This is a genomic window from Mycobacterium syngnathidarum (assembly GCF_001942625.1).
Lineage (GTDB): Bacteria > Actinomycetota > Actinomycetes > Mycobacteriales > Mycobacteriaceae > Mycobacterium > Mycobacterium syngnathidarum.
On the sequence record NZ_MLCL01000013.1, the window covers coordinates 1 to 2,270 of the forward strand.

Below are 2,270 nucleotides of genomic sequence, written 5' to 3' on the forward strand. Positions count from 1 at the left end.
TCGGCACCGGCGCCGGACTGTCCGCATCCTCGATCACCCGGCTCACGGCCCAGTGGCAGGACGAGGCGAAGGCCTTCGGCACCAGGGACCTCTCGCAGGTCGACTACGTGTACCTGTGGGTCGACGGAATCCACCTGAAAGTCCGCCTCGAGCAGGAAAAACTCTGCCTGCTGGTAATGCTCGGGGTCCGCGCCGACGGCCGCAAGGAACTCGTCGCACTCACCGACGGCTACCGCGAATCGACCGAGTCGTGGGCCGATCTGCTGCGCGGCTGCCGCCGCCGCGGGATGCGCGCCCCGGCGTTGGCGGTCGGCGACGGTGCGCTCGGGTTCTGGAAGGCGCTGCGGGAGGTGTTCCCCGACACCCGCGAGCAACGCTGCTGGTTCCACAAGCAAGCCAATGTTCTTGCTGCGCTCCCGAAGTCGGCGCATCCGGGCGCGTTGGCGGCGATGAAGGAGATCTACAACGCGGAGGACATCGACAAGGCCCAGTTGGCGATCGCGGCGTTCGAACGCGACTACGGCGCGAAGTACCCGAAGGCGGTGAAGAAGATCACCGACGATGCCGACGTGCTGCTCGAGTACTTCCGGTATCCAGCCGAGCATTGGGTGCACCTACGCACCACCAACCCGATCGAATCCACCTTCGCCACAGTGCGATTGAGGACCAAAGTGACCAAGGGCCCGGGTTCGAGGGCGGCGGGGATGGCGATGGCCTACAAGCTGATCGAGGCCGCGCAGTCCCGGTGGCGGGCGATCAACGCGCCACACCTGGTCGCGCTCGTACGGGCCGGCGCTCTGTTCCACAAGGGCAAGCTCCTCGAACGGCCCGTCGATATCACCCCCGAACCGTCACCTGATTCGCCGGTGTCCGAGGTCGCCTGACGACCCTCGATCCACAGGATTTGACTATTTCTCAACCGCGTTCAATCACCCGGGCAGTCAAACCCATTCTTCGGGATTTGATGAGTTGGTACAGGCCACTGAAGCCGGCTCCGACGATCAGCATGTCGATGTACTTGGGGCTGTGCATAGTTGTTGTCCTCAGTGAGTGGTCGATTCGAGGGGTGCAGGTTACGCGGAAAGTGCAGTGCGCAGGCGCTGTCCGATCTCTGCGGCAACATCACGCGCAGCGCCGATGGCCGCGGGAAACGAATAGAAGCCATGAATCAGAGACGGATAGGGCAGGTGTTCGGCAGGGGTGCCGGATCGCTGTAGTGCAGCGACGTAGGCAAAACCTTCGTCGCGCAGTGGGTCGAAGCCAGCTGTGATCACCGTGGCGGAGGGGAGGCCGGCGTGGCTCTCTGCAAGAAGTGGAGACGCGTAGGGTTCACTTGCCCTGTCTGGATCGGGGAGATAGTGCGAGTAGAACCAATCAATGTCTGTTTTCTCGAGCATGTATCCTTCGGCATTGTCCACGCTCTTGGAGGGGTACTCGGTATCCGTTAGATCGACGTTGGGGTACAGCAGTGCCTGGTGCGCAATCTCGGGGCCGCCGCGGTCTCTCGCCATCAGAGTGACTACAGTGGCCAGGTTCGCACCTGCACTGTCGCCCGCCACAGCGAGTCTCTTGGGGTCGACGTTAACCTCCGCAGCGTGTTTAGCTACCCAGGTAATTGCAGCGAAACAGTCTTCAGGCGCTGACGGGTACGGATGCTCCGGAGCTAGGCGGTATCCAACGGATATGACCACCGCCCCAGCTTCGTTGGCAATCAGCCGACAGCCTTGGTCGGCAGTTTCGATAGATCCGATTACGAATCCTCCACCATGAAAGTAGACGACGGCGGGGAACGGGCCCACTCCCTGCGGGGTGTAAATCCTGACGGGAAGGTCTCCTGCGGGTCCTGGGATTGTGCTATCGATTACCGAATGCAAAGGCAGGCGCTCGCCCTGGGCGAAGATCGGGTCTGGAACTCTCAGACGAGCCTCCAGGACACTTCCTGCACATAGGGGAGGAAGGTTTTGACTGGCAACAACTGCCAGGATGGCGGCTGCATCCTTATCCAGCTTCACAGGTTACTCCTTGCAAGTTGTTCGTGTGGACAGCAACACCGACTCCGCTGTATGTCACGCGGAATCTGATGCTTGTCAGCGCTTCTGGACAGATCTCAAGGATTGGATTTCGACGAAACTGTAGTTTCGTACGAGAAATAGTCAAATCCTGTGGATCGAGGGTCGTCAGGCGACCTCGGACACTGGGGTGTCGGGCGATGGTTCCGGGGTGATGTCGACCGGACGTTCGAGGAGCTTGCCCTGGTGGAACACTGCGCC

General features: G+C 61.3%; 2 protein-coding genes. One reads left to right on the forward strand and one right to left on the reverse strand.

Annotated features, from left to right (window positions below; translation table 11 throughout):
* The coding region (locus tag BKG60_RS03525; RefSeq protein WP_070947257.1) for an IS256 family transposase at positions 1-884 on the forward strand (884 nt) is incomplete at its 5' end.
* A gap of 189 nt (positions 885-1,073) precedes the next feature.
* Here BKG60_RS03525 and BKG60_RS03530 read toward each other — a convergent pair.
* Complete coding sequence (locus tag BKG60_RS03530) at positions 1,074-2,012, reverse strand: alpha/beta hydrolase (RefSeq protein WP_070947256.1); 939 nt, start codon at positions 2,010-2,012, stop codon at positions 1,074-1,076.
* Between the last annotated feature and the right edge of the window lie 258 nt (positions 2,013-2,270).